The sequence below is a fragment of the Aeromonas enteropelogenes genome, assembly GCF_020097295.1.
Taxonomy (GTDB): Bacteria; Pseudomonadota; Gammaproteobacteria; order Enterobacterales; family Aeromonadaceae; genus Aeromonas; species Aeromonas enteropelogenes.
Genome location: NZ_CP083625.1, coordinates 4,006,537 through 4,031,541, shown reverse-complemented (window position 1 = coordinate 4,031,541; position 25,005 = coordinate 4,006,537). Strand labels below are relative to the sequence as shown.

At 58.1% G+C, this 25,005-nt stretch carries 23 protein-coding genes, 1 tRNA gene and 1 other RNA gene; 17 read left to right on the top strand and 8 right to left on the bottom strand.

The window, feature by feature from the left end; genetic code table 11:
* Positions 1 to 212 precede the first annotated feature (212 nt).
* From LA321_RS18540 to selB, 10 genes are all read left to right on the top strand, one after another.
* The gene (locus LA321_RS18540; RefSeq protein ID WP_201941122.1) at positions 213 to 1,466 is read left to right on the top strand and encodes an FAD-dependent oxidoreductase; all 1,254 of its coding nucleotides are present in this window, start codon (positions 213 to 215) and stop codon (positions 1,464 to 1,466) included.
* 6 nt (positions 1,467 to 1,472) lie between these two features.
* Positions 1,473 to 1,796 carry a thioredoxin family protein gene (locus LA321_RS18535; RefSeq protein ID WP_042069777.1) on the top strand — a complete coding sequence of 108 codons (324 nt, stop codon included), beginning with the start codon at positions 1,473 to 1,475 and terminating at the stop codon, positions 1,794 to 1,796.
* 26 nt (positions 1,797 to 1,822) lie between these two features.
* On the top strand, positions 1,823 to 2,299 hold the full coding sequence (grdA, locus tag LA321_RS18530) for a glycine/sarcosine/betaine reductase complex selenoprotein A (protein ID WP_082043357.1): 477 nt from the start codon (positions 1,823 to 1,825) through the stop codon (positions 2,297 to 2,299).
* Positions 2,300 to 2,345: 46 nt separating this feature from the next.
* Positions 2,346 to 3,878 (top strand): glycine/sarcosine/betaine reductase complex component C subunit beta, encoded by a 1,533-nt coding sequence (gene grdC / locus LA321_RS18525; protein ID WP_026456315.1) that lies wholly within the window; start codon positions 2,346 to 2,348, stop codon positions 3,876 to 3,878.
* Complete coding sequence (gene grdD, locus LA321_RS18520) at positions 3,871 to 5,004, top strand: glycine/sarcosine/betaine reductase complex component C subunit alpha (protein ID WP_052445714.1); 1,134 nt, start codon at positions 3,871 to 3,873, stop codon at positions 5,002 to 5,004. The genes grdC and grdD overlap by 8 nt, the downstream gene beginning before the upstream one ends.
* A 10-nt stretch (positions 5,005 to 5,014) precedes the next feature.
* Positions 5,015 to 6,304: a glycine/sarcosine/betaine reductase component B subunit gene (locus tag LA321_RS18515; RefSeq protein ID WP_042069772.1), complete on the top strand. Its 1,290-nt coding sequence runs from the start codon at positions 5,015 to 5,017 to the stop codon at positions 6,302 to 6,304.
* Positions 6,305 to 6,317: 13 nt separating this feature from the next.
* Positions 6,318 to 7,616 carry a glycine/betaine/sarcosine/D-proline family reductase selenoprotein B gene (locus LA321_RS18510; protein WP_082043356.1) on the top strand — a complete coding sequence of 433 codons (1,299 nt, stop codon included), beginning with the start codon at positions 6,318 to 6,320 and terminating at the stop codon, positions 7,614 to 7,616.
* A gap of 49 nt (positions 7,617 to 7,665) precedes the next feature.
* Entirely contained in the window at positions 7,666 to 8,055 is a 390-nt protein-coding gene (locus LA321_RS18505; protein ID WP_042069768.1) for a GrdX family protein, read from the top strand.
* Between the two features lie 24 nt (positions 8,056 to 8,079).
* Positions 8,080 to 8,170 (top strand) — tRNA-Sec (locus LA321_RS18500).
* 48 nt (positions 8,171 to 8,218) lie between these two features.
* Positions 8,219 to 10,006, top strand: coding sequence for a selenocysteine-specific translation elongation factor (gene selB / locus LA321_RS18495; RefSeq protein ID WP_042069766.1), 1,788 nt, complete (start codon positions 8,219 to 8,221; stop codon positions 10,004 to 10,006).
* Positions 10,007 to 10,247: 241 nt separating this feature from the next.
* Here selB and LA321_RS20295 read toward each other — a convergent pair whose 3' ends face one another.
* Positions 10,248 to 10,685, bottom strand: a complete 438-nt coding sequence (locus LA321_RS20295; RefSeq protein WP_224212278.1) for a 4Fe-4S dicluster domain-containing protein — start codon at positions 10,683 to 10,685, stop codon at positions 10,248 to 10,250.
* A gap of 107 nt (positions 10,686 to 10,792) precedes the next feature.
* Positions 10,793 to 11,365: a TorD/DmsD family molecular chaperone gene (locus LA321_RS18485; protein WP_042069764.1), complete on the bottom strand. Its 573-nt coding sequence runs from the start codon at positions 11,363 to 11,365 to the stop codon at positions 10,793 to 10,795.
* Between the two features lie 390 nt (positions 11,366 to 11,755).
* Here LA321_RS18485 and LA321_RS18480 point away from each other — a divergent pair, with 390 nt between their 5' ends.
* Genes LA321_RS18480 through LA321_RS18470 form a run of 3 tightly spaced genes read left to right on the top strand, consistent with a single transcriptional unit; the run spans position 11,756 to position 15,674 of the window.
* Entirely contained in the window at positions 11,756 to 14,200 is a 2,445-nt protein-coding gene (locus LA321_RS18480; protein WP_042069763.1) for a DmsA/YnfE/YnfF family dimethyl sulfoxide reductase, read from the top strand.
* Between the two features lie 9 nt (positions 14,201 to 14,209).
* Complete coding sequence (locus tag LA321_RS18475; RefSeq protein ID WP_042069761.1) at positions 14,210 to 14,824, top strand: DMSO/selenate family reductase complex B subunit; 615 nt, start codon at positions 14,210 to 14,212, stop codon at positions 14,822 to 14,824.
* 1 nt (position 14,825) lies between these two features.
* Positions 14,826 to 15,674: a DmsC/YnfH family molybdoenzyme membrane anchor subunit gene (locus LA321_RS18470; RefSeq protein ID WP_042069759.1), complete on the top strand. Its 849-nt coding sequence runs from the start codon at positions 14,826 to 14,828 to the stop codon at positions 15,672 to 15,674.
* Positions 15,675 to 15,983: 309 nt separating this feature from the next.
* Here the strand turns inward: LA321_RS18470 and LA321_RS18465 are convergent, their stop codons facing one another.
* From LA321_RS18465 to LA321_RS18450, 4 genes are all read right to left on the bottom strand, one after another.
* Positions 15,984 to 16,805 carry a hypothetical protein gene (locus LA321_RS18465; RefSeq protein WP_042069756.1) on the bottom strand — a complete coding sequence of 274 codons (822 nt, stop codon included), beginning with the start codon at positions 16,803 to 16,805 and terminating at the stop codon, positions 15,984 to 15,986.
* A gap of 187 nt (positions 16,806 to 16,992) precedes the next feature.
* Positions 16,993 to 18,525 carry a tripartite tricarboxylate transporter permease gene (locus LA321_RS18460; RefSeq protein ID WP_042069754.1) on the bottom strand — a complete coding sequence of 511 codons (1,533 nt, stop codon included), beginning with the start codon at positions 18,523 to 18,525 and terminating at the stop codon, positions 16,993 to 16,995.
* A 9-nt stretch (positions 18,526 to 18,534) separates the two neighbouring features.
* On the bottom strand, positions 18,535 to 18,966 hold the full coding sequence (locus tag LA321_RS18455; RefSeq protein WP_042069751.1) for a tripartite tricarboxylate transporter TctB family protein: 432 nt from the start codon (positions 18,964 to 18,966) through the stop codon (positions 18,535 to 18,537).
* A gap of 15 nt (positions 18,967 to 18,981) precedes the next feature.
* Positions 18,982 to 19,968, bottom strand: coding sequence for a Bug family tripartite tricarboxylate transporter substrate binding protein (locus tag LA321_RS18450; protein WP_156140854.1), 987 nt, complete (start codon positions 19,966 to 19,968; stop codon positions 18,982 to 18,984).
* Positions 19,969 to 20,127: 159 nt separating this feature from the next.
* Here LA321_RS18450 and tctD point away from each other — a divergent pair, with 159 nt between their 5' ends.
* Both tctD and LA321_RS18440 read left to right on the top strand, forming a co-directional pair.
* Positions 20,128 to 20,802 carry a transcriptional regulator TctD gene (tctD, locus tag LA321_RS18445; RefSeq protein WP_026458020.1) on the top strand — a complete coding sequence of 225 codons (675 nt, stop codon included), beginning with the start codon at positions 20,128 to 20,130 and terminating at the stop codon, positions 20,800 to 20,802.
* Positions 20,803 to 20,845: 43 nt separating this feature from the next.
* Positions 20,846 to 22,192 carry a sensor histidine kinase gene (locus LA321_RS18440; RefSeq protein ID WP_082043354.1) on the top strand — a complete coding sequence of 449 codons (1,347 nt, stop codon included), beginning with the start codon at positions 20,846 to 20,848 and terminating at the stop codon, positions 22,190 to 22,192.
* Between the two features lie 59 nt (positions 22,193 to 22,251).
* On the opposite strand, the gene ssrS is transcribed toward LA321_RS18440, so the two are convergent.
* Positions 22,252 to 22,434, bottom strand: a non-coding RNA gene (gene ssrS, locus LA321_RS18435) — 6S RNA.
* Between the two features lie 15 nt (positions 22,435 to 22,449).
* Positions 22,450 to 22,785 (bottom strand): cell division protein ZapA, encoded by a 336-nt coding sequence (zapA, locus tag LA321_RS18430; protein ID WP_026458364.1) that lies wholly within the window; start codon positions 22,783 to 22,785, stop codon positions 22,450 to 22,452.
* A 173-nt stretch (positions 22,786 to 22,958) separates the two neighbouring features.
* Between zapA and LA321_RS18425 the strand changes: the two genes are divergently transcribed.
* Together LA321_RS18425 and ubiH are read left to right on the top strand one after the other, a co-directional pair.
* Entirely contained in the window at positions 22,959 to 23,528 is a 570-nt protein-coding gene (locus tag LA321_RS18425; protein WP_042024943.1) for a UPF0149 family protein, read from the top strand.
* 213 nt (positions 23,529 to 23,741) lie between these two features.
* Positions 23,742 to 24,980, top strand: a complete 1,239-nt coding sequence (ubiH, locus tag LA321_RS18420) for a 2-octaprenyl-6-methoxyphenyl hydroxylase (protein ID WP_042069747.1) — start codon at positions 23,742 to 23,744, stop codon at positions 24,978 to 24,980.
* The last annotated feature ends 25 nt before the right edge of the window (positions 24,981 to 25,005 follow it).

The following is a 25,005-nucleotide window of genomic DNA, read 5'->3' as shown; positions in this document are numbered from 1 at the left end:
GGGGAGTGTGTTTATGTTGTTTACGTTGGTTGATAACATTATCCGGCTTTATCATTGACTCCTCACATTATGCTGCGGTGCAGCATGTCATCTAACTCTTCCTCAGTGGAATAGTTACGTCTGTATTTCATTAGCTTCATTATTTTTTACTATTCATCTCTTACTTTTGAGTTGTGCCGACCTACGCCCGGTTCAGGGACGTTTTTACCTTGATGCTGGAGGGACGCTTTGCCATGGGTAATGATGCGTATGATGTGATTATTATCGGCGGTGGTCCGGGCGGGTTAAGTGCTGCGATTTATTCAGCACGCGCCAGATTAAAAACGCTGGTGGTGGAGGAAAAACGAAAACCAGGAGGGCAGTGTTCAACAACCGACACTCTGGAAAATTATCCAGGAGTAATTAAAGTAGGTGGTTCGGAATTAATGGATAATTTTACCGAACACGCCCGTCATTTTGGCACCGAGTTTATTCAGGGGCGCGTCCAATCCCTGATGCTGAGTGAAGATGGGTTGCAGAAAACGGTGCAATTAACAGATGGGAATGTGTTAACGGCGAAAAGCATCGTCATTGCCACTGGCACGCGTCCCCGAGTATTGGGGATCCCCGGCGAGAAAGAGTTTGCCGGGCGTGGCGTCTCTTACTGCGCAACCTGCGACGCCGATTTTTACACCGACCTTGATGTTGTCGTGGTGGGCTCCGGCAATACGGCGGTCGAGGAGTCTGTCTTTCTTACTCGTTACGTTAACTCGCTGATGATGATTGTGATCCACGATGAAGGTCACCTTGACGCCGACCGGATCGTGTGTGAACAGGCTTATACCAACGAGAAAATTACCTTCCTCTGGAACAGTACGGTAATGGCGATTACCGGTGATGATCTGGTCGACGCCGTCGAAGTAAAAAACGTTAAAACCGGGGAATGTTCGCAGATTGCGACCAACGGTGTCTTTATGTTTGTCGGCACAGTGCCGCAGACCGACTGGTTGTCGCCGCTCAAAGAGGCGCTGCCACTGACAAGGGCGGGCTATATCGATGTTAACGCACAGCAGGAAACGCGTTTGCCCGGTGTATTTGCCGTCGGTGATGTCTGCAATAAATTCCTTCGCCAAGTGGTTACCGCTGCGGGCGAGGGGGCATCCGCTGCCGTCGCCGCGAGCCAGTATCTCGAACAAGAAACCTTCTGGCAGCAGCATGTGCTGGGCAGCCCATTCAAAATACTGGTGCTGTTCTGGTCGCCGACGGTGCCGCAGAGCGTGCAGATGATGATGCGGCTTGAGCATGACATCGACAATCATCCTGACTGGCGATTGGTTCCGGTCGATTCCTACAAAAATCAAAGATTAGCAATGCGTTATGGCGTGACTGAGCTGCCTACGCTGTTGTGCTTGCACCAAGGTGAAGAGTTCCGACGACGCATCGTACAGCCAGATGAATTGCTAACTACTGCCATTTTTGCGGAGTGATCCCCCATGATTGAACTTAATAAAGACAACTTTGACGAAATGGTCGCGCAGGGCATCGTGCTGGTTGATTTCTGGAGCGAAAACTGCGAGCGCTGTAAAGAGCTGATGCCGGATATCCATCAGCTTGCCGATGCGTATCGCGGACAGGTGACTTTCTGTAGCTTGAATATTCAGGGCAACCGTCGGTTGGCGATGGCGCAAAAAGTGATGGGATTGCCCTCTATTGTCATCTGGCAAAGCGGCGAGCGGACGATCCACCTGAGTGGAGAAGATCTGGATAGTGAACAAATTCGTCAGGCGCTGGAAACCTTGCTGCATGGCACTGCATAAAAATTTTATTACCAAAGGAGAGCGTTATGGATCTGAGTAGTAAAAAAGTCATCCTCCTCGGCGATCGGGATGGTGTACCTGGCCCGGCGATAGAAGCGTGCGTGCGTTCCACAGGTGCAGAAGTGGTGTTCAGCACAACCGAGTGTTTTGTCTGAACAAGTGCCGGAGCGATGGATCTGGAAAATCAGCGCCGCATTCTCACATTGTCAGAAACATATCCGCCGCAGGAACTGATTGTGATCCTGGGGGGAGCAGAGGCAGAAGCATCTGGGCTGGCATGTGAAACAGTGACTAACGGTGACCCGACTTTTGCAGGTCCTCTGGCCGGAGTTCAGTTAGGACTCCAGTGTTATCACATTGTTGAAGATGAAGTGAAGCAAGCCGTTGATGCAGAAGTGTATCAGCAGCAGGTTGGCATGATGGAGATGGTACTTGATGTCGACGCTATTGCCAGGGAGGTGCGCCACTATCGGGAAACATACTGTCATTACCTGGATCAGTGAGTGACTTTCCAGCCAGCTAATGACTGGAGTGACTCCAGGAGGAAATATGGGAAAAGCAGTAATACGGCAAGTAGGTTATATCTTGGCGCATGCCCCGAATTTGTTGATGTGGCACGGTAGCGCAGCGCAACAAGCACGGCTGCAAAACCCGAATGAACCTTGGCTAGTGGCGATTCCTGACCATCTGAGAACGTTAGAGCAGGCGGTGAGTTATCCGCCGAATCAGTGCTACATCGGCAACCTCAGCCCTGCTCAGCTTGCGGCGACCCCCAAGCCGTGGACCCAGTCGGATTATGCTGGCGGCCCCCGCAGCGATTGGGGGGAAATCTATTGTGAAACTTTCTTATATGCGCTGCTTTGCTACGTCGACGCATTTGATTTAACTGCGTGGCAGGCATCGTTTATTAGTGAAATGAAGGACCAACTCAGCAAACACCCGACGCTGTCACAGCATGCGCTGCTGGACAGTGCGGTCACGGTGAGCGATGACGAGCTGGCACTTCTGGTTGAGCAACATGCGGCTCCGCTATGGTTTGGCAATCGGCTGGTTGGATGTGTGAAGGCAGCTCACGAGCTGGACATCAACCTTTCCGCACACGTGATGCTGGAAAACCTGGTGGCGAAAGCCAGTGCGGTACTGGCAGGTTGGCAGCTTCCTGATGAGGCCCTGGCGCAAGTTGAGTACGTCATCGAGTGTTCAGAGGAGGCGGTCGGTGATGTCAATCAGCGCGGCGGCGGTAATCTGGCAAAGGCAGTAGCAGAAAGCATCCACTGTCGACAGGCCACTGGGATCGACATGCGCGGCTTTTGTGCTGCGCCGGTTCACGCGCTGGTTAATGCTGCTGCGCTGGTACAAAGCGGCATTTATAAGAGCGTACTGGTGCTGGCGGGCGGCTCGGTCGCCAAACTCGGCATGAATGGCCGCGATCACATTAAGCATGGTATGCCACTGCTGGAGGATATGATTGGCAGTTTCGCCTTGCTGATCACCGCCGATGACGGCGTGAGTCCTGTCGTGAATACACGTGTATCGGGGCGGCATACGGTAGGTACGGGGTCATCGCCGCAGTCGGTGATGGCATCACTTATCTCGCAACCGCTGAAAGCGGTGGGCATGACGACGGAAGATGTTGATAAGTTCAGTGTCGAGTTGCAGAACCCGGAGATCACCCAGCCGGCAGGTGCGGGCAACGTGCCCGAATCCAACTACAAAATGATTGCGGCATTGAGCGTCATGGAGGGATGGCTGGAGCGCAGTCAGCTCGACGACTTCGTGGCTCGCCACGGCATGCCGGGGTTTGCACCCACGCAGGGGCATATCCCGTCCGGTATCCCGTTTATCGGGCACGGTGTGCGCGCGATTGCCGAGCAGGCGATACAAAACTTCATGGTCGTCGGCAAAGGTAGCCTGTTCCTCGGAAGGATGACCAGTCAGTTTGATGGTATCAGCGTTCTGGTGGAACGTAACCGGGGAGATGAAGAGAGCAGCACTCAGGGGCAGCACGAACTTTCCGCGCAGTTGGCGGAGGCTATGCGCAAGGTTGCCGACGTTCTGGATGCGGGAGGTCAGCGTGGCTGAACACTCAATTGCACAGGCGTTACGCGGCATGGCGGATGCGCTCGTCGGCGAGTCTGAGCGGCCAAAAATCGCCTTTACCGCGCTGGGGAGCGAGCTGCCCGTGGAAGTCTTGCTGGAGGCAGCAAAACAAGCGACGGAGCAGCTCATTCCAGTCATCATCGGCCCCGTCGGGTTGCCCGGATACCCCCATCTGCCTGCCGACGATCTTTCGTCAGCGCACCGTATCATGGAGCAGCAACTGGCATCGGGTGAGGTGGCGGGGGCCGTCACACTGCATTACAACTTCCCGCTTGGCGTGGCGACCGTGGCACAGGTTTGCTCCGTGGCCACAGGACGTCAAATGGTGCTCGCCAGTACCACGGGCAGGAGCGATGTCCGACGACCGGCTGCGATGGTGAGAAATGCAATCGCCGGGCTGGCACTGGCCGATGCGCTGGGCATCGCTGACCCCTGCCTGGGGATCCTCAATGTGGACGATGCCACTGCGGTGCAACGGTTGTTGACGCGGCTAAGCGAAGCGGGATTTTCGTTACGCTTCGCCTCATCAGGCAGGGCGGACGGCGGCGCGCTGATGCGTGGCAACGATCTGATCCGTGCCACACCGGACGTTATGGTCTGCGACACCCTGACCGGCAATTTGTTGATCAAGCTGTTCAGTGCCGGTCAGAGCGGCGGAACAGTGGAAACCCTCGGCAGCGGTTACGGTATTGGCCTGGGGCCGGAGCAGAAAGCGACTATTGGCATCATCTCCCGCGTCAGCGGCCCGGCGACGATCGCCAATGCGCTGCGGTTCTGCGCCCTGATGACGCAGAGACAGTTGATGACTTGCTGGCAGCGTCGCTGGCAGCAAGCCTGCGCATGCGGCATTGAGGATATTCTTCGCCAGGATGCGCCCCCCGTAGCCACTAAGGTGGGACCCTCATCTGAGGTTGCCCCACCGCCAAAGGTGGTGCTGGACGATGAGATCCACGGCATCGATATTTTGCAACTCGATGAGGCCAGGCTGTGCCTGTGGCGAGCAGGTATATATGCCGAAACCGGCATGGGGTGCACCGGTCCGGTGCTGATGGTTAATCACCAGCGACGCGCTGATGCACTCACGCACCTGCAATCGTATCTGAACTAAGGAGCCAGCGATGAAACTGGAACTTGGCACAATTCATATCCAACAGTTCACGTTTGCTGACACAACATCACTGCAGGACGGTCATCTGCAGCTCAGTAAAAGAGAACTTGAGCAGTATATCCGTACGCTCCACCCGCAGATCGTCGAACTGGAAGCGACAATAGTTAATCCCGGCGATTCAGTAAGAATCATGCCGGTAAAAGACTTGATTGAACCTCGTACCAAACTGGATGGGGGATGCTGTTTCCCCGGTCTCAACCAGGGTGAAGAGAATATTGTCGGCAGCGGTAAAACGCTGGCGCTGAAAGGGGTTGCCGTCGTCACGACGGGTAAAATCGTGGGTTTTCAGGAGGGCATCATCGATATGAGCGGCCCGGGCGCAGCCTACAGCCCGTATTCTTCGTTATGCAACCTGGTGCTGCGAATCGAAGTGGATGAGCATTGCAACCAGTATCAGCACGAAGAGATCTTGCGCCGGGTTGGCCTGATGACCGCCCGCTGGATTGCCGAGCAGGTAAAATCCACACCGGCTGACGATGTTGAGTGTTTTGAAACGCTGCCGCTGGCTGAACAGCAGGCGCAATACCCGGATCTACCATCCGTGGGCTATGTCTATATGCTCCAGAGCCAAGGGTTGCTGCACGACACCTGGTACTACGGCGTGGATGCGAAAAAGATCGTGCCGACACTGATGTACCCCACCGAGGCGATGGACGGCGCAATTGTCAGCGGCAACTGCGTGTCCGCCTGCGATAAAAATACCACCTGGAGTCATCAGAATAACCCTGTCATTCGGGCGTTATACCGCCGCCACGGGCAGGACCTCAACTTTATCGGCGTCATTCTCACCAACGAGAACGTCACGCTGGGTGACAAGGTTCGTTCATCCAATATGGTCGCCAAGATGGCTGAGTTACTTGGTCTGGACGGCGCGATTATCACGGAAGAAGGGTTCGGCAATCCGGATGCGGATCTGATGATGAACTGCCACAAACTGGAGGCTCTCGGCATCCGGACCGTGCTGCTGACTGACGAGTATGCCGGACGTGGTGGCGAGAGCCAGTCGCTGGCGGATGCGGATGCGTCGGCAGATGCGGTGATCAGCGCCGGGAATGCCAACGCGTTGATTAAGCTGCCGCCGATGGACCGGGTGATTGGTCATTCGCTGTATGCCGACGTGATTGCGGGTGGTTTCGATAGCAGCCTGCAGGACGATGGCAGCATTACCGTAGAGCTACAGGCCATGATGGGGGCAACCAGCGAACTGGGTATCCATACCCTGTCGGCGCACAGTGGATAAGGAGTGAACGCAAATGAGTTTACGGATCCTGCATTATCTCAACCAGTTTTTTGGTCAGAAGGGCGGGGAAGAGGCTGCGGGCTACATGCCTGAAATGCACTCTGGTCCTGTCGGTGTTGGGTTACAGCTGGAGAAGATGCTTGGTGGCGACGGCAGTATCGTCACCACCATCATCTGCGGCGACAGCTATTTCAACGAAAATAACGAAGCGTGCAAACAGTATGTTCGCGACGTGCTGGCAGAGGTTCGTCCGGATATGGTTGTGGCCGGGCCGGCGTTTAACGCCGGACGTTACGGGATGGCCTGCGGTCAGGTAGCGCAGGTGGCCGCTGAACAGGGTATCCCGGTGATAAGCGGCATTTACCCGGAAAACCCCGGCTATGAGCTGTACCGTCCGTGGATGTATGCCGTTGAAACCGGCAACTCTGCCGCCAGCATGCGTAGCGCGCTTCCGGCGATGGTGGCGCTGATCAAGCGCTTTATCGCCACTCAGGGTAACCCCGGCCTTCCTGAAGAGGCTGGTTACTTACCTCGGGGCGTGCGGATCAACCACTTTGAGACGCAGAACGGTGCCGAGCGCGCCGCCGATATGCTGGTGAGCAAGCTCAAAGGCGAGACTTTCCGTACCGAGTACCCGATGCCGGTATTTGACCGGGTGGATCCGCAGCCGCCCGTTGTGGGCATGGCGCAGGCTACGATAGCGCTGGTGACTTCCGGTGGCGTCGTGCCGAAAGGCAATCCCGATCATATCGAGTCATCCAGCGCATCCCGTTACGGCGAGTATTCGCTGGATGGGATTGAAGCGCTGGACGCAGACAATTATCAGACGGCGCATGGCGGTTATGATCCGGTGGCCTGTAATGACGACCCTAATCGCGTGTTACCGGTTGATGTACTACGTGATCTGGAGCGTGAAGGGGTCATAGGAAAACTCTATCCCCACTATTACGCGACGGTTGGGAACGGAACGTCGGTAGCAAACGCTCGTAAATACGGCGCGGATATTGCGCTGAAACTGCAAAAGGCCGGGGTGAGCGCGGCTATCCTGACGTCAACCTGAGGCACCTGTACTCGTTGCGGTGCAACGATGGTGAAAGAGATCGAAAAACTGATGCCAGTGGTACATATCGCAACCGTCGTACCTATCTCACTGACCGTAGGGGCCAACCGTATTGTGCCTGCTGTCGCTATTCCGCACCCTCTGGGTAACCCGCAGTTGGAGCCTGAGGAAGAGAAGCAGCTTCGTCGTCAACTGGTGGAAAAGGCGCTGCAGGCGCTGCAAATGCCGGTAACAGGACAGACGGTATTTTAAAACCCGGTGCACTGGCCTTTGGTCGGGGCGTTAAACGACGGGGGATGGCATGGTGACGACGCTGTTTATTGTGACCAATAACCCTATGGTGGCGGCGCGTTATGCCGACTATCCGGTTTGTCAGCAGGTCAATTATCTGCAGGTTCTACTGGCTGCGCGCGATGCCGTTCATCAGGGGAAGCGTTTGTTGATGCACCCGGAAAGCGGCAGCGTGCAGCCAGGGCAAACGCCGTACCGGTCGCTGCTGCTGGAGGACGTAAATGCGAGTCTGGATATCACGTCGCTGGAGATGATCGAAAACGCACTGGCTCGCTATCGTCATTTTTCCGGTACTGGTCGGCCCCTCGTGGCCTGGACGGATGCAATATTACGTGATTTCCAGCTCATCGATTTGAGTTTCATGCGCCAGGCAATGGAGGTCTGCGACAAACGTCATTGAACAGGGAGCAACACTGTTTTTTTAGGAAGTTGATGGGGCCCGGTGGTCCCCGCGGTCTTCAAAACCGTCGTCAGTCTATCGGCTGGGGCAGGTTCGACTCCTGTCACTTCCGCCATATTTATCCCGTATCCCTTCCAGCAGGCACCAAAAGGGAGAGAGCCTAATGTATGCGGTCATTGGTACAGCCGGACATGTCGATCATGGTAAATCAGCCCTGATCCAGGTGCTCACTGGCGTTCACCCCTCACACCTTCCACAGGAACTCATGCGCGGTATGACCATTGATTTGGGTTTTGCCTGCCTGCGCAGTTCTGACGACGATGAGATTGGCATCATCGATGTTCCGGGGCATGAGCGATTCTTGCGAAATATGCTCAACGCCTTATGGGGGTTGGATATGGTGCTGTTTGTCGTCGCGGCGGACGAAGGATGGTCGCCGTTAAGCCAGGAACATTTACGGGTCATTGGCGCGTTGGGCCTTCGGCAAATTGTCGTTGCCGTTACCAAGTGTGATCTGGTTGACGACACTCGCATGGGGCAGGTCGAGGAAGAAATCCTCGAACATTTTCTTGCCGAATGCGACATGTTGCCTGACATCTGGCGAGTAAGTGCAAAGACCGGTGAGGGCGTTGACGCGCTGCGTCAGGGGTTGCTGGCGCGGGTTCGAGGCTTGAGTGTGCCGAGGCCGTTAACGGAAGGGCCGCATCTTTACATTGATCGAGTTTTTTCCGTCAACGGTGTGGGTACGACAGTTACCGGGACGCTGCGTGGTGACACGATTGATGTGGGAGATGTACTGCGTCTTTTTCCTGGCAACCAACTGGTGAAGGTGAAATTGATACAGAGTTACCATCTTGCGCGTGAACGGGCGCAGCCCTGTAGCAGGGTGGCAATGAGTTTTCGCCAGCTGAAAAAAGAAGCCGTGGTACGCGGTGATTGTCTGGCCAAGCCGGATGCTGACATTACCGCCAGTCGGGAGTGGCTTGTTCAGCTACAACCTGGCTTTTGTATGCCGAAGAAGCAGTGCCAGCTGGAAGTTGCGGTGGGGACCTCTCATACACAGGCGCGCTGTTATTTATTGGGTGAGGGCCACCTGGCCCGGCTGCAGTTGTTAAAATCGCTGCCGGTTTTTTGGGGACAAAATGTCCTGCTGATGATGCCTGGTGGTCACCGTATGGCTGGGGCCGGCCGTGTGGTCTGGAGAGGACCGTTGAAACGGGAACAGCGGCCACGGCTTATCGAGACGTTGCTTGCGGCGCAGGAGGTGGATTTACCTCAGTTGCGATGCCGCGTACAGCTGGCGGTGGATGGTTATGTTCGCGCCAGTGATGAGATGATAACGCCACCGGAATGCCATGTCCTTGCTGGCTGGTGGCTGACGGAGCACTACTGGCAGCACGGCTTATCGAGCCTGAATCACATCCTTCAGCAGGCGACATCGGCGTTAACGGTGGAAGAACTGGCGACAAGGGGAAATATGCCGGTGGAGCTGGTTGGCGAGCTGGTCGGCGAACAGTGCAAGGAGAGGGAATGGCAAACGACGGCAGAAGGTGTCAGCCTGGTGGGGGCCAGTTTTGGCCGACTCAATCACGAGCAGCAGACGTTGCTGGATGAAATCAATACGGCAGGCAAGCTCTGTTTTTCTGCCGTTCAGCATGAACGCCCGCATCTGACGCAACAGCTCAAAGCGCTGACAGAAAAAAAATACATAGTTCCCATGGGCGACAAACTGTTTATTGCACGCGAGTGCTATCAGACGTTGCTGGAAGATATTTTCCGTGCAAGTCATCCCGGCGAATTGCTCTCCATTGCTGATGTCAGACAGCGAACGGGTCTGGCAAGAAAGCAGGTGATACCACTGCTTAATCGAATGGAGAGGGATGGCTGGGTTCGACGGGAAGGCGATCTTCGGCGCGTGAAAAAGTGCTGGCGGGCAGAGTCTGCGGTATGACTCTGGGCATTGATGGTGTTGTTATATAAACATCAGTAACAGCGGCAGCTTGAAAATAAAGACAATGATTTTTCAATTTATTTCTTTGGCCACAATCCATGCAATCATTGGCGGTGGATAATGCATTTACAGCCTGATAGTTGTTGAAACAGAAAGTTGGAATAGCGAAGGCATGGCAGTTTTGTGTGGTGGGAAATTGTTATCTTGAACACGCTATTCGCGCAATATAGTGAACAATGCCTTAACCAGGGATCATTGTCAGGGAACCTATATAGCAGCCAGCTCTGCACGCACCACAACCATTGCACTCATTCGAGATAATTGGGAGCGAGTTCGCTGGAACGCTGATGGCACCCAGCGGGCATATTGCTGCGCATTCATCACAGTTGCCCAGTGTGCGGGCATTGCAATTGTCTGCAATCTGGGGTCGCCACCCTGTATCGTTCTGACCAAGGTTATTCAGGGCCATCGTCTGGCAGGCATTCAAACATTGATGGCACAGAGTACAGTGATTAAGAGATAAATCCATCCTGGGCCCGTCTGACGTCATATTTAATACATATTGAGGACAGGCCGAGATACAGTCGCCACAATGATTGCATAGTCGTTGAAACAGGGCCTCTTCGACGGCCCCCAATGGGCGCCCTGTATTTATCGGACGTTGAGATTCTTGCGCCATGGTTGCCCTGGCACTGCGAGCGACGCGCTCAAACAATTCCCGGCGGCCAGGATTGGCGGGCACGTCATTGATATCATCAGGGAAGTACATGGCAGTTATCCTGGTTTTCAACAACAAGGTCTTGGCACAATATTGATAGCGTGTTCTGCGCAGTACAGGTTTAACCAACTCAATGTGAAAGCCGCAACAGCTTGATAGAAATCGGTATTGGCATTTTCCTTCATCTTGCCCAGCATTGTGGGGGCAAAGGGCATCAGATGTGCCGCCAGCAGAGTATTGGCATTGGCAATATCGCCTCTATCCAGCAGCACCGAAAACATCATCAGCATCAGACCGATATGATCTTCCGGTTCACGCATACCGGTATCGCACGTTATTCCCAAATGGCTCAAGAAGGTCCGGTATTCCAGTGTTGAACAGCCAAACAGCACGTTTTCAGGGTCGAGATAGACGGATCCCCAGGGGGGAGAAGGCATGGTGCCACTGCCTTGCAACAGGTTGAAAAAATCGGCTGCCAGCTCATCCGGCATTGTTGCCCCGGCGAGTCGGGACAACCGTTGCAGCAGTTCATCCTCCTGCTCGGCAAAGCCGTCAAGTATGGTGACGACAGTCTGCGATGACGGGGGATGATAGAGCAGCGCACCCAACAGGCGCGAATATATAGCATCGTTAGTTAACATAGTTGTACAGCCAACTTATATTTTGCCAGTAACTCTGTTTATCCCAATAAACCATAGGAGGTTTGTTTTTGTCAAAGATTGGCACCCCGGAACGAGAATGTTGAAATAATAAATAAAATGAATGGTTTGTGATGTTTGTTGTCATTGTAATACATGTCTTGATTAGCAAGCTAATCAGGAGTTGTTAGATATGCTAACCATATTAAAGATAATAATCACAATCAGTTTGTAAAATTTAGATTGTCGCCATTGATCTCATTTTCCAATATCGGCAATAGCCGTTTTCAATTTTTTTGATTTACGACAACGTTTGCCTGATTCCGAAAGGATAGTAGTCCATATGATGTGGGCTATTTAGTCTGTGATAACCACTTATCGAGACGTTGTCATATGAAAGATGCACTGGAATCATTATTGACCGGCGGGTTGACCAGGCGGGATTTTATCAAGTCCTCCGGTGTCGCAGCAGTCGGCCTGGCTGCCACGGCGGGAGCCGTGGCACTGCCTTTCAAGAGCATGGCGGCTTCTGCTTCAGCAGCGAAAGACGAGAAGATAGTTTGGAGCGCCTGTACGGTGAACTGCGGCAGTCGCTGTCCGCTGCGCATGCATGTGGTAGATGGCGAGATCACCTGGGTCGAAACCGACAACACTGGCAACGACCTGTACGGCAATCATCAGGTGCGCGCCTGTCTGCGTGGCCGTTCGATGCGCCGCCGGATCTACAATCCGGACCGGCTGAAGTACCCGATGAAGCGTATTGGCAAGCGAGGTGAGGGCAAGTTCAAGCGGATCAGCTGGGACGAGGCGTACGATGAGATCGCTGCCAGTATGAAGCGCATCATCAAGGAGTACGGTAACGAAGCCATCTACCTGAATTACGGCACGGGAACCCTGGGGGGGACCGTGACCAAGTCCTGGCCTCCAGGCAGCACCCTGATTGCCCGCCTGATGAACCTGACCGGCGGCTACCTCAATCATTACGGAGACTACTCGACAGCCCAGATCACGGTTGGCCTGGATTATACCTATGGCGGTGGTTGGGCCGATGGCAACTCATTTTCCGATCTGGAGAACAGCAAGCTGATTGTCCAGTTTGGCAACAACCCGGCAGAGACCCGCATGTCGGGGGGCGGTCTGACTTATTATCTGGCAGAGGCGAAGGCGCGTTCCAACGCCCGCATGATAGTCGTGGACCCCCGCTATACCGATACGGCAGGAGGGCGCGAAGAGCTGTGGATCCCCATCCGCCCCGGAACCGACACGGCGTTTGTGGCGGCCATGGCCTATGTGATGATCACCGAGGATCTGGTCGATCAACCTTTTCTGGACAAGTATTGCGTCGGTTACGACGAGAAAACCCTGCCGGCTTCCGCCCCGGCCAGGAGCGACTACAAGTCTTACATTCTGGGGCTGGGGCCGGATGGTATCGCCAAGACGCCGGAATGGGCGACCAGGATCACCGGCATTCCGGTTGAAACCATTATCCAGACGGCCCGTGAGATAGCAACAGCCAAGCCCTGCGCCATCCTGCAAGGTTGGGGTTTGCAGCGCACCGCCGCAGGGGAAATCGCATCGCGTTCCATCGCCATGCTTGCCCTGCTGACCGGCAATGTCGGTATCAACGGGGGAGGCACCGGGGCCCGTGAATCGGATTACAGCATCCCCTTTGTCCGGTTTCCTACCCTGACCAACCCCGTTAAAGCCTCCATCCCCATGTTCCTATGGACGGATGCCATCGTGCGCGGCACCGAGATGACCGCAACCCGGGACGGGATCCGGGGCGTGGACAAGTTGAAGGCCCCCATCAAGTTCATCTGGAATTATGCGGGGAACTGTCTCATCAACCAGCATGCCGACATCAACCGGACCCACGACATCCTGCAGGATGAGAAGGCATGCGAGATGATAGTGGTGATTGATAACCACATGACGTCGTCTGCCAAGTACGCCGACATAGTGCTACCGGATCTGACTACCTCCGAACAGGCCGATTTCTGTATGGATGCCTTTGCGGGGAACATGGGGTACTTCATTTTTGCCGATCAGGCCATCGCACCCCAGTTCGAGTCAAAAGGGATTTACGAGATTTGCTCCGAGATCGCCGAGCGCATGGGGGTCGGTGAGGCTTTCACGGAAGGCCGTGATCAGGAGGGTTGGCTGCGCCATCTCTACACCCTGACCCGGAAGCAAGACCCAGGGCTGCCGGATTTTGAGACTATGCGGGAGCAAGGCATCTACAAGCGACGGGATCCGGACGGTCACTACGTCGCTTACAAGGCATTTCGCGAGGATCCGCAGGGGAATCCGCTCGGTACACCATCGGGAAAAATCGAGATCTACTCTGAGCGACTGGCCCAGATCGCCGCAACCTGGGAGCTCAAAGAAGACGAGGTGATCCATCCGTTGCCTGTCTATGTATCGACCTTCGAGGGGTGGGACGACAAGAAGCGGGCCATTTATCCGCTGCAGTTGACCGGCTTCCACTACAAGGCTCGTACTCACTCGACCTACGGCAACGTGGACATTCTCAAAGATGCGGCACGTCAGGAGCTGTGGATCAATCCCCTTGATGCCGACGAGCGAGGTATCCAGCAAGGCGATCTGATCCGCATCTTCAACGATCGCGGTGAGGTCCACATTCCGGCCAAGGTCACACCACGCATCCTGCCCGGTGTGGTGGCACTGGGGGAGGGAGGCTGGTATGCCCCGGACGGAAGCAAGGTCGACAAGGGAGGCTGCATCAATGTGCTGACGACTCAGCGACCGAGCCCGCTCGCTAAGGGCAATCCCCAGCATACCAACCTGGTGGATGTACAACTGGTGAAGAAGGCATAAGGGCTAACCATGAAACAGTTCGGTTTTTACATCGATTCAAGCAAGTGCACCGGATGCAAGACGTGCCAGCTCTCTTGCAAGGACGTCAAGGATCTGAACGTTGGCACCAACTACCGCCGTGTCTATGAATACGCAGGAGGTGGCTGGGTGAAAGACGGCGATGCATGGCGTCAAGACGTTTATGCCTATTACGTGTCGATAGCGTGCAATCACTGTGCTGAACCAGCATGTACCAAGGTGTGCCCGAGCGGCGCGATGCACAAGCGGGAAGACGGCTTCGTGGTGGTGGATACGGATACCTGCATCGGTTGCAGATATTGCGCCATGGCCTGCCCTTATGATGCGCCGCAATACAATGCGCAGAAGGGTCATATGACCAAGTGCGATGGCTGCTACGAACGGGTTGCCGATGGCAAACCGCCGGTGTGTGTGGCGTCTTGCCCGTTGCGGGCGCTGGCATTCGGTCCCATCGAAGAGTTGCGTGCCAAGTACGGCTCTCTGGCCGAAGTGGCACCATTGCCGCCGTCGTCCTTGACCAAACCCAACATTATTATCAAACCAAACCGCCATTCCCGACCTTGTGGGGATACGACTGGATACTTGGCGAACCCGAAGGAGGTGTAATATGGCTTGGCATGAATGGCCGCTAATCCTGTTCACAGTGATGGCCCAGACTGCGGTGGGGGCGTTTCTGATATTAAGCGCACTGCTGCTTGCCCGGCGCATCTCAGCGGAAACGGAACCACGGTTGCATCGAGCCATGTTGGGACTGTGGGTGCTGATGGGGCTGGGCCTCGTTGCATCCGTGATGCACCTGGGGAGTCCGCTTCGTGCGATGAATGCACTGAACATGGTGGGCCACTCCTGGCTGTCTAACGAGATCGCCGGCGGCATGGCCTTTTTCGCTTTCGGCGGCTTGTATTGGTTGCTTTCGGTATTGGACAAAGGGAGCGAAGGGGGGCGCAGAGGTCTGATGCTGGGGGCCATCCTGGCGGGTCTCTTCTTCATGTACGCCATGATCATGGTTTACATGATTGATACTGTGCCGACCTGGTACACAGGTTTAACGCCGGCTTCTTTTCTGCTGACCATGGGGGTAGGGGGAGGCGCCCTGGCGCATTTGCTGTTGCTGGCGGCGCGTCATGACGTCGCTGTGGCTGACACGGCTCTTCCCGTTTGGGGGCTGCTGGTGGCGCTGGGGGTGGCCATCGCGGTGATGCTGTTGTCGCTCCATCTCGGCGGGATTGAAAACAGCGTGACGAGCGCACTGGCCAGGGTACCTGATCTGGCTGTTACCCAGTCGGTTCGTCTCGTGTTGCTGGCTGCGGGAGTCTTGCTGTGGTTGTGGCCGCTGTTTACCAAGCGAACACCCACTGCGGCGCTGATGGCTGTGTCGTTTGGCTTCATCCTGGTGTCCGAGCTGGTGGGGCGCGGGGTGTTCTACGGGATCCATCTCACCGCGGGTTTGGGGTGATCCGAGGATTGGTGCTGACAGGCAGGATATGTCCCAGGCTAGCAGATCATAAGGGGTGGCTGAGGGACAGGGAATGACTATCTTGTTGGCCTGGTATCTTGCTGAGGCAAGCCTCAGGCACCAGTGATTGAACACAGCAAGCAATGCTTTATAAAGGCCGCAGCAATAGCGGCCTTTTGTTTATCGTGAAATGGCTCCCAGATGACGGTGGAAAGTGAGCGGGATAACACCAGTCTCGAGCAATAGAAAATGCAATAAACCGGATGCCAGAAGGTATCCCGCTGCGGCAGGCAAGATAGCAGCCTCTGTTCATTTATCGATATTGTCTTCCTTTGCTGGCTTGTTTGCGTCGTCCACAGGTGCCATCCATCGCACCAGCTCAACCTGATCATGGCGCACCAGTTTCATTTCTCCGCCTTTGAGGCGATAGGCGCAGTGGCTGGTATTGCACATGACCCTGATGTGCGCGGTTTCGCCCAGCAGAGGCGACAGGGCCCGATCCAACTGTGCGCTCAACTGGTCGTTTTCCAGCTTTGTGACTCGCGCTTTTTCGGCATCGAGCCCTTCCATGAAATTGGAGAGTGTGGGCAACAGAATAATGAGCGCCGGCACAACCAAAATGGCAAAGCGGTTGTAGATAACCTCAACCCAGGAGATTAACAAAAAGAGCCTGGGGGCCGGGACTCGTGCCCTGCGGCGAAAGAAACGCCTTGTTCTTGGATATTGTCGCAAGCCGATGCGATGGCAAAACCATGCCCAGCGCAGACGAAGCCTGACCGAGAGAAACAACACGAAAGTGAGCAGCACAATACCGGCAACGGCATAGAGCAGGTAAGGGCCATATAGCTTGCCCATCTGCAGCCAGAGGAAATAGCCCGTGGCGAGCGTGATATCGGCCGGTTGGGGAAACTCTGCGATATCGAGGCCATGGACCAGACATCTGCCGTAAAAGTGAGCCATACCGCTCAAATAGATACTGGCGGTGATAATCGGGATGGCTGCAAAGAGAGTGGTCAGGAAGTGGGCCATCTTGGCCTGGGGCTCTTCTGGTTCCGGTGACTTGCGTACCTGCTTGAGGTGCTGCCTTAACCAGTGCCAACGCTCCCAGTTGATTGATTTTCTCTTTTTCATGTATCCCTACGCCAGAAAAGATGAGCTTCAAAGTTGTCCGCTATTGTAGCGAGACCACAGAGAATGAACATGTGGTCTGGTGGCGGGATCCACACATTGGCAGCAAGTGTTATCCGGCACATAAAAGAGGGCCTCACTCTGTGAGGCCCTCTTTTATGGGATGGCAACCTTAACGAGGTGCACAGTGTCAAGAGCCGGATCCCGTGCGGGCCTCTGACATGGCGGCGGCACTCTTGCGCCGGCGCAGCACGCGCACCAAGGGGGGCAGGACGATGACCAAGGCTGCCAGCACCAGCAGGCTCTGGCTGATGGCGCTGCCCCACAGGATGTCGAGCTCGCCGTTGCTGATAGAGAGCGCTCGGCGCAGGTTTTGCTCCAGCATCTCCCCGAGCACGAAGCCCAGGATCAGCGGCGAGAGGGGGAAGTTGAGCTTGCGCAGCACATAGCCAAATACCCCGAGACCGGCCATCAGCAACAGATCGAAGGTGGTGCTGTGCACCGCGTAGACCCCCACCGCCGAGACGGTGGCGATGGCCGGGGCCAGGAACCAGAGCGGGATGCTGAGCATGCGGGTGAACAGCCCGATGAGGGGGATGTTCATGATGAGCAGCATGATGTTGGCCAGCAGCAGGGCGGCGATCAGCCCCCAGACGATGTCCGGCTGTTCGGTGAACATGGTCGGGCCCGGGGTGATGTTGTAGAGGGTCAGGGCCCCCATCATCACCGCCGTGGTGCCAGAGCCCGGCACGCCCAGGGTCAGCATGGGGATGAAGGAGCCACAGGCGGAGGCGTTATTGGCCGCCTCGGGGGCCGCCACGCCGCGGATGTCACCCTGGCCGAAGGTGCCCTGCGGGCCGGCCAGGCGCTTCTCGGTCATGTAGGTGAGGGCGCTGGCGATGGTGGCGCCGGCCCCCGGCAGGATGCCGACGAAGAAGCCGGCGGTGGCCGAGCGCAGCATGGTGCCGGTGCACTGGGTCAGCTCGCGGAAGCTGAACAGCAGGCGGCCGGTCTGGCGTACCAACTGCTGCCCCCCCTTGGTGTGCTCGAGCATCAGCAGGATTTCGCTCACCGAGAAGAGGCCGATCACCACCACGATGAACTGGATCCCGTCCGACAGGTGCACGCTGTCGAAGGTGAAGCGGTAGACGCCGGTGTTGGCGTCGACGCCGACGGTGGCGAGCCCGAGGCCAATCAGGGCGGCGAGGAAGGACTTGAGCGGGTTCTGGCTCATCATGCTGCCGAGGCAGGCGATGGCGAACACCATGAGGGCGAAGTACTCGGCCGGGCCGAAGGCTAGCGACCAGCGAGCCAGGGCCGGGGCGAACAGTATGATGCCGCCGATGGCGAGCAAGGAGCCGACGAACGAGCTCACCGCCGAGATGGAGAGCGCCACCCCGGCGCGCCCCTGCTTGGCCATGGGGTAGCCGTCGAGCGCCGTCATGATGGCGGCGGCGTCCCCCGGCACGTTGAGCAAGATGGAGGAGATCCGCCCGCCGTACTCGCAGCCGATGTAGACGGTGGCGAGCAGGATCAGGGCTGACTCGGGGGGCAGTTTCAGGGCAAAGGCGAGCGGCAGCAGGATCGCCACGCCGTTGATGGGGCCGAGCCCCGGCAGCAGCCCGACCACGGTGCCGACGAAGCAGCCGATGAGGGCGATCAGCAGGTTCTCGGGGGTGAGGGCCACCGCGAAACCTTGCGCAAGGTACATCCAGGTATCCATGACAACTCCTTAGGCCAGCCAGGCGCCGAGCGGCAGGGTGACATCCAGCAGCCGGTCGAAGGCGTAAAAGAGGCTGATGCCGAGCAGAGGCCCGGCGATGAGGGCGGCGCGCCAGCTGGCGCCAAACAGCCGCCCGACCACCACGGTGAGCAGGGTGGTGGCGAGCGGGAAGCCCAGCCACTCAAAGCCCCAACCGTAGCTAAACAGGGCCAGCACCATGGCGGCGATGCGCAGCAGCGCGGGACGCTCCGGCCAGCTGGCCAGATCCGGCGTGCGCTTAAGCAGCAGCAGGGCGCAGCCGGCCATCAACAGGCTGATGACAAGCGGGAAGGGGCGCGGCCCCACCGGCTCGTAGCTGTATTCGCTGTGCAGCTGCCAAGCGAGGGCGGCGGCCCCCAGGCTCAGCAGCAGCCAGCACAGGGCAAACAGACGATCGCTCATGGTGCTGGCTCCCCCTTACTTGGCCAGACCGAAGGCCTTGGCCTGCTCGCGATAGTCGGCCACCTGGGCCTTGACATAGCTGTCCAGTGCCTCGCCGGTGAGATCGAACTCGAACAGGCCACGCTGATCACGCTGGGCCTTGAAGGTGTCGGTCTTGACCAGCTGATCGAAGGTCTGCTTCCACCACTGGTACTCGGCGTCGCTCACCTTGGGGCCCACGTAGAAGCCTCGAATGACCGGCCACTCCAGGTCATAACCCTGCTCCCTGGCGGTGGGGATATCGGCCAGCTTGCCCGGCAGGCGATCCTTGGCAAACACTGCCAGCACCTTGAGTTTGTCACTGCCAAGGTGGGGCACCATCTCGCTCAGATCGCCCGAGACCGCCTGAACATGGTTGCCCAGAAGAGCGGTGACCGGCTCGCCACCGCCTTCGAAGGCGACGTAGCGCATCTTGTGGGGATCGACCCCGGCCAGTTTGGCCAGCAGGGCGGCCTTCATCCAGTCCTGGCTGCCGATGGAGGCACCGGCGCCGATCACCACGCTGTTGGGATCGCGCTTGAGGGCGGCGACCAGCTCCTTGAGGTTCTGGTAGGGGGCGTCGTGGCGCACCGCGATCATGCCGTAGTCGGTGCCGACGGCGGCCAGCCAGCGCACGTCATCGACCCCGTAGCGGCCGAACTTGCCCTGGGAGAGGTTCAAAAGCGAACCGCCGGAGAAGGCCACCACTGTGCCGGCCTCGGCCGGGCGCTGGGCCACGATGGCGTTGTAGGCCACGGCGCCAACGCCACCCGGCATGTAGGTGACGCGCATCGGCTTGTCGATGGTGTTGGTCTCCTGCAGGCTCACTTGCAGCAGCTTGCAGGTGAGATCGAAACCGCCGCCCGGCTTGGCGGGGGCGATGCATTCGGTCCGATCAGGGGCGCTGGCGGTGTCGGCAGCTTGCAGTGGCAGGGCACCGAACAGGGCCAGCAGGGCGAGGGCATGACGTGTGTGTTGCTTCATGGAGTGCTCCATCTTGTTGTTGTTTTTTCCGGGTGTGACCTCGTCGGTAGACGAGGTGATGCGAAATTGTTAAAACAACAACCTTTCATTCACCTTTCAGCCGTTGCTGAATTGCTGGGAGCGTGAAGTGGATCACACCTCGCAGTATGGGGAGACGAGATGCGTTTACTGCTGGCCGAAGACAATCATGAACTGGCGCACTGGCTTTCGCGAGCCTTGACCAGCGCCGGATTCGCCGTGGATTGGGTGGCTGACGGCGACAGCGCCGATCAGCTGCTGCGCCAGGAGCGTTATGCCTTGGCGATCCTGGATATCGAAATGCCCAGGCTGGATGGGCTGACAGTGCTCGGCCGTTTACGCCGCCGTGGTCAGGGGCTGCCGGTGCTGCTGCTCACCGCCCGTGGCGCGGTAGAGGAGCGGATCTGCGGTCTCAATGCCGGTGCCGACGACTATCTCGCCAAGCCGTTCGATCTCGGGGAGCTCGACGCCCGTCTGCGGGCCCTGCTGCGGCGCAGCGAAAGTGGCGGCGCCGAATTGCGGCTGGGGCAGTTGATGCTGCATCCGGACGGCTATTTCGTGGTGGATGACGCCAGGCTGGCCCTGACCCCGCGCGAGCAGGCGCTGCTCACCGCCCTCATGTATCGCCAGGGGCGACCGGTGGCCAAGGGGCAGCTGTTCGAGCAGGTGTTCAACCTCGATGACGAGGTGGGGAAGGAGAGCATCGATCTCTACATCCACCGGCTGCGCAAAAAGCTGGTGGGCAGTGGCGTGGTGATCACCACGTTGCGCGGGCTGGGTTATCTGCTGGAAGCGGCGCCGGAGGCTTCCCATTAACCGCTCGCTCCTTCATCAACTGCTGCTGTTTCTTGGCGCTCCCTTGCTGATCCTCTGGGGAGCGTCGGCCTGGTACAGCTACTACGGTGCCCTGGCCGCCGCCACCCAGGCCTATGATCGCACCCTGCTCGCCTCGGCGCGCACCGTGGCCGAGCGCCTTGATGTGCAGCAGGGGCGGCTGCGGGTCGATGTCCCCTACGTGGTGCTCGACAGTTTCGAGCGCAACATGCGCGATCGCCTCTTCTATCAGGTGCGCTCGCCATCCGGTCGGGTCATCTCGGGCTATGAGGAATTGCCGGCGAGGCCGGACAAGACGCCGCTCACCGACCGTTATCCGGCGCTCGCCTACTTCTACGACGGGGAGTACCAGGGCACGCCAATTCGCGCCGTCTCCCTGCTGCAGCCGGTTAACGAAGGGGGGCTGAGCGGCATGGCCACCATCACGGTGGCTGAAACCCTGATGGGGCGTCGTGAACTCGCCGAACAGCTGTTGTGGCATGCGGTGCTCTCACAGGGGGCCCTGGTGGCCCTGACCCTGCTGCTTGCCTACCTGCTGCTCAAGCGCCTGCTTACTCCGATGCGCCGTCTGTCGCGCGAGCTATTGCGCCGCGATGCCGCCAACCTGGCGCCGCTGCCGGACTTGCTCCCCTGGCAGGAGACCCGGCCGCTTATCCTCGCCTTTAATCGCCATCTGGCCAGATTGCGCCAGCTGGTGGCCCGTCAGGAGCGCTTCAGCGCCGATGCGGCGCACCAGCTGCGCACCCCGCTGACCATACTGAAGACCCAGGTGGAGGTGGCCCGCAGCGGTCACGATCCCGCCCTGATGCAGGAGAGCCTGACGGCCATGGCGGCCCGGCTCGATCACACCATAGCGCTGACCGAACGCTTGCTGCTGCTGGCCCGCCTCAAATCCGACGAGTGTTCGGGCCTTCGCCAGCGCGAGCCCATCGAGCTGGTGGCGCTGGTGCAGCAGGCTTGTCTCTCCCGCTTGGCACAGGCGCGCAGCAAGGGGATCGATCTCGGCTACGAGGGGGAGGATTCCGCCATCATGGTGGCCGGGGAGCCGCTGCTGCTCGGGGAGCTGTGTGCCAATCTGCTGGACAACGCCATCAAGTACAGCCCGGCAGGTGGCACAGTGACGGCCCGGGTGCAGGCCGCCGGTAAGCAAGTCTGGCTGGAGGTGGAAGACAGCGGCCCCGGCATCGCCCCCGAGCAGGCCGAGCGGGTCTGGTTGCCGTTCCAGCGGCTCGAAAACGGTGCCGATCAGCCCGGCGCCGGCCTTGGCCTCGCGCTGGTGCGCGACATCGCCCACTACCATCATGGCGAGGTGTTGCTGCTGCCTGCGCCGCAACTCGGCGGCCTGCTGGTAAGGCTGAGCCTGCCGATGTGAGGCAGGCGGGGGGAGAATAAAGAAAAAGCCCGTCACCATGGTGACGGGCTTTTTGCTGTTGGAACCCCGGAGATGCCGTTGCCGGTTTGGGCCCTTGAACCGTCGGTTCAAGGCGGGGATCGGATCTGACCGCAGGCTTCTCGGTCGTGCCGAGCATGCGCAATAGCCAGAAGGCAGATCCCCTGTTTGGTATGAATATCGGCTCGGGGACTTGAACCGGCTGACAAACACCCCAGGGAATTTAAAACGGTGCGAGATTAGGGCTGTTGCCCCTCTTCTTCGCTGGAATCACCATACTGTCCGTGCTCTATCAAGGCCGCTTCTATGGTGCGTTGCAGCATCTTGATCCGCTTGTCCATGGTCTCAGAGTATTGGTGGTTTTTCTCTTTTTCAAGGCAGAGCTCATGGCAAAAATTGAGCGCCGCCATCACAGCAAGCTGTTCGTTGCTGGAGACTTTGGAACGTTGACGCAGGTCGATCAATTTTTCGGTCAGCTGCTCGGCGGCCTGGCGCAGGGCATCCTGTTGTCCCAAGGGACAGGATACCTTGTAGGGACGTCCCAAAATGACGATTTCTACGGCCTCTGTGCTCATGCCTTCCTCAATACGGCGAAGAAACTTTCCGCCTTTATCCACGTGGACAACTGGGCGGGACTATATAGCGCAGATGCATAACTTTCAAGGCCTTGCTGGCTCTGGAAGAGGGAGAATGCTAGGATCCTGACCATAAATTTTGCAAACTTGCATGAACTTTGAGCGGATCCACTATGAGCAAGACAACCCCCCTTAACTATGCGGCCGTAACGGCCATCATGGAGCAGCATGAGCTGATGGCCAGTGCGGTCGAGGCTCACGGTGTGATCTGTGGTCTGGTATGTGGTGGCGTGGCGCTGGATGAGAAGAGCTGGGTGCCCCATTTCAACGATCTGGTGAACGACGGATTCGGCCTGCCGGCCCCGGTGCGCCAGCTGATGACCGATCTTTATCACAATGTGGTCGAGAGCCTGATGGCGCAAAAAGGGGTCGAGCTGCTGTTGCCCGGTGACGAGACACCGCTGGATGAGCGCATCGATTCGCTGGTGGACTGGTCCCAGGCGTTTCTGGCCGGTTTCGGTGTGGTGCAGCAGGAGCTCTCCCGCGCCTCGGAAGAGCTGCAGGAGATGATCCAGGATATCGCCAGCATCACCCAGGTCTCAGCCGAGTTCGATCAGGAAGATGACGAGAACGAAGCCTCCTTCCTGGTACTCTACGAGCACGTCAAGCTGGGGGTCATGATGGCCTTCGAAGAGTTTGGCAAGCGCCCGGACAGTCCGGTTACCCCGCCGACCCTGCATTGATGTACCGATTGTGGTGACAGATCACCCTTTGTCACCCGATGAAAGCAAAGAGCGCCCCGTGGCGCTCTTTTGTTGTGGCAAAGTGATAGCAACGTGATGGCAAAGGCTGACTAACCCTGTGAGCTGACACCGGTTTTTTGCCGCCCACCACGCAACCGGCCTCGCCCTTTGTGGTAGCATGAGGCCACGTTTTTGACTTCTCCTTCTCTGCTTATGTCCCAATCTGATGTGCGACAGGTCGATGTGACCCTGGTCGGTGGTGGAATGAGTGGTGCCGTGCTGGCGCTCTCTCTGGCGGCCCTGCGCAAGCCCGATGGATCGCCCCTGTCGATCCTGCTGCTGGAGGCCAGTGCCCCCGACATCCATGCCTCTGCACCGGCTCACCCGGGCTTCGATGCCCGCGCCATCGCGCTGGCGGCGGGCACCTGCGAGGCGCTGGAGCGGCGTGGGCTCTGGCCCCTGTTTGCTCCCCACTGCGCCCCCATCACCCATATTCATGTCTCGGATCGGGGCCACTGCGGCCAGACTCGTCTGTCAGCGGCTGAATACGGTCTGCCCGCCCTGGGGCAGGTCATTGAACTGGCGGCCGTGGGTCACGCCTTGCAGCAGGCCATGGCGGCCTGCGAGCAGATCCGGGTGGTGTGTCCGGCGCGGGTCGGCGATATCCAGCCCCGGGAGGAGGCGGTCAGGCTCACGCTTGAGAGCGGCGAGCAAGTGGAGACCCGGTTGCTGGTGGCAGCCGACGGGGGCAACTCCTTCGTGCGCCAGCACTTCAAGCTGGCGGTGACCCGCCACGATTTTGAACAGAGTGCCATCATAGCTACCGTCAAGACCGCCGAAGATCCCGCCGGCCGCGCCTTCGAGCGCTTTACCGAGCAAGGGCCCCTGGCCCTGCTGCCGATGCAGGAGGGGCTCTCCTCTTTGGTCTGGAGCGTCGCGCGTCATGAGGTGGACGAGCTGATGGGACTGGATGAGGCCGCGTTTCTGGCTCGCCTGCAGGCGGCGTTTGGCTGGCGGCTGGGACGTTTCGAGCGCACCGGTCAGCGCCACGTCTATCCGCTGGTATTGACCGCCTGCGACTATCCGCTGGCCCAGCGTACCGTGCTGGTGGGCAATGCCGCCCACGCCCTGCACCCCATCGCCGGTCAGGGCTTCAATCTCGGCATGCGGGATCTCGATCTGCTGACCGATGCCATCGCCAGCGCCCTGGCGGTGGGGGAGGATATCGGCAGCTTCGCCGTACTCAATGGCTACTGGCAGCAGCGCAAGGTCGATCAGGCGCAGACCGTCTGGCTCACCTCCTCGCTGGCCCAGCTCTTCTCCAATGGTCACGATCCCCTGGTGGCGGGGCGCAATCTGGCGCTCTCCCTGATGGGGCGGCTCCCCTGTCTCAAGGCGCCGCTTGCCTCCCGTACCCTGGGCTTTGTCGCCGATGTGTGTGGCAAGCGTTAAGGGGCCCGGGGCCAACTTATGCAGA